Genomic DNA, 2064 nt, shown 5'->3' with positions numbered 1-2064 from the left:
AAATATCTGAAGAGATCTGGTAATGCGACTAAAAAAAACACCGCCCGAGAGAGGGGCTTATTTTTGTGTTTGGTTGTTAGTTCAATACTTTTCACAATAACGGATATAGTGATATTGAATAATATTGGTTCACTACAAGATAGCCAACTGACAAAGGTTCTGTTAGGGATTTCCTTAATTCCACAATCTATTTTTACGCTAGCATACGGTATACACTACGATAAATACCTTACTCAAATTATTTTACTTGGAATTGATTTAAAGACCCTTAAGCCTTTAACTATAGTTGTAATTTTATGTTTCCATATAACAATTGTTCATCTAGCTTTTTTTCTTGGCGCTACGGGGTTTCCAGATGGGCTAGAATATTAAGGACTTTGCCTGTCATGAAATAAACAATATTGAATAACTTTGTCCATTTCTTTAAAATGTTGTGCTAAAATTGACTTTGACGCTAATATAATCTCTCCGGTACAGCATTTGTGGCATTCGCACCAAATGACTGTCATGAAAAATTTAAATGAAAAGTTTACACACTTCAGGTATAAGGAACATCCTGGAGATCTATTCCGTGGTACAGTGATTGTACCACTACCCGATCCTTATAAAGACCAGGAGAATTTTTGGATTTGGTTTCAACCTTTTTTTCAAACAAGTCAGGAAGTAGCTGATTTAAATGATCTTTACAAGTATCTGGATGATGAATGGTTTGATGACGATGTAATGGAAACTGACGACTATAGGTATTATAGGTAATCTATCAGGATTGCTTCGAAAACTTCTATCATCTTATTTTGGAAAGGAAAATTGAATTGCTAACCAGCCGCCTCAAAAAGATTTACCTAGGCTAACTTACAATTAAGATCGGGCCGCCCGGGGGTACGAAAAGCAAAAAGCACCTTAGTAAACTAAGGTGCTAGCTAGTTGTCTTATATTTTAACCGACATATTAAAGTTATAAAGAATCTTTATAAAAGGAACAGTGCAATAGCATATGTTTTTACATCTTCTGCGCCAATGGGCCATCTTTAGTTACCAAGCTGGACCAACCGGGACTTGCCCTTACAGTAAGTGTCGCGATCAACCTTTCGGATAAAAATATCTTAGCTATTACTTCTTCATCAAAATCCCAGGTTACCTCAACAGGCGACCATGCGTCAAATGGTTTAAGATTTTCTTTAACAAATTCCGCTGGATTTAAAAAGGGATGGTTTTCTTCTATTTGCAATTCTGGCTCAATCGGAGTTGGTGCTACATTGTATAGCCACACATGGGCAATGATATTTTCCCCTTCTTTCCATAAGTACGCGTAACAAACCTTATCATCATCTTCGATAAATACAGCGAACTCGGGTCGATCATTTGATACATATTTCGTTAAACTTCCCATTGGATATTGATTTAAAACAACGAAGTCTGCACAGTATCGCTTCCTAATGGCGGTAATCCTTCCCAGTCGAAAGCTTCGTAACGATGCTTTCCATCCGGGCGGTTTGGATATCCTCTCAACGTATACACCGGATAGTGTTTAAGCTTTTCATTGGGCATTTCAAACAGAAATATCGGCGGCATATCGTCCTCCTGAATATCCTCGATCCATTGACGCTCGAGATCCTCCGGTAAGAACAAAGGCATACGATGTTTATTGGGCCCATCATTATGGATATTGGCCATCACTTCATTGGCTGCTCGTGTAAGCATTCCAAAGGAACCTACGCGTTCAACTACGCCATCCTCATCCACGGTCTCATGCCACTGGTACAAACCTGGCAGATAGAACAGCTCTCTGCCCTCCGCGCCGATAAAGTACGGCACTTTCTTTTTCCAGCCCTTTACCGCACGATGCTCAAAGGTACCACTCACAGGGATAAGGCAACGTTGCTTGCGCAAACGGTACCAATAGGACTTTTTATCTTCCAGGATACGTTCGCTACGCACATTAATCATATTGCGCCTGCGATCGGCCTGCAGTTTGGGATCGTCAATATAGGTAGGCAATACCCCCCACTCCATCTCGGTCAATGCAAGCTGGCTTGAGTCCTTGTCCTTATACAGGATCGGATAT

Annotated in this window: 4 protein-coding genes; 2 read left to right on the top strand and 2 right to left on the bottom strand. The window is 40.1% G+C overall.

What is annotated here, in order from left to right:
• On the top strand, positions 1-372 hold a 372-nt coding region (locus tag B2X72_RS00670; protein WP_286848050.1), incomplete at its 5' end, for a hypothetical protein.
• Positions 373-507: 135 nt separating this feature from the next.
• Positions 508-756 (top strand): hypothetical protein, encoded by a 249-nt coding sequence (locus B2X72_RS00665; RefSeq protein WP_286848049.1) that lies wholly within the window; start codon positions 508-510, stop codon positions 754-756.
• A gap of 243 nt (positions 757-999) precedes the next feature.
• Here B2X72_RS00665 and B2X72_RS00660 read toward each other — a convergent pair whose 3' ends face one another.
• A complete protein-coding gene (locus B2X72_RS00660) occupies positions 1000-1389 on the bottom strand; it encodes a hypothetical protein (RefSeq protein WP_286848048.1) in 390 nt (129 codons plus the stop codon).
• Between the two features lie 11 nt (positions 1390-1400).
• Positions 1401-2064: SOS response-associated peptidase (locus B2X72_RS00655; protein ID WP_286848047.1), on the bottom strand; the 664-nt coding region annotated here is incomplete at its 5' end.

This window comes from Sphingobacterium sp. UBA7253 (assembly GCF_002472745.1).
Lineage (GTDB): Bacteria > Bacteroidota > Bacteroidia > Sphingobacteriales > Sphingobacteriaceae > Sphingobacterium > Sphingobacterium siyangense.
The sequence above is the reverse complement of the archived record's forward strand: the minus strand, read 5'-3'. Positions and strand labels throughout refer to the sequence as shown.

Bases quoted from the DNA above. Each gene is read 5' to 3' on its own strand.
- B2X72_RS00660 (WP_286848048.1), bottom strand. From the start codon at position 1,389: ATGGGAAGTTTAACGAAATATGTATCAAATGATCGACCCGAGTTCGCT.
- B2X72_RS00665 (WP_286848049.1), top strand. From the start codon at position 508: ATGAAAAATTTAAATGAAAAGTTTACACACTTCAGGTATAAGGAACAT.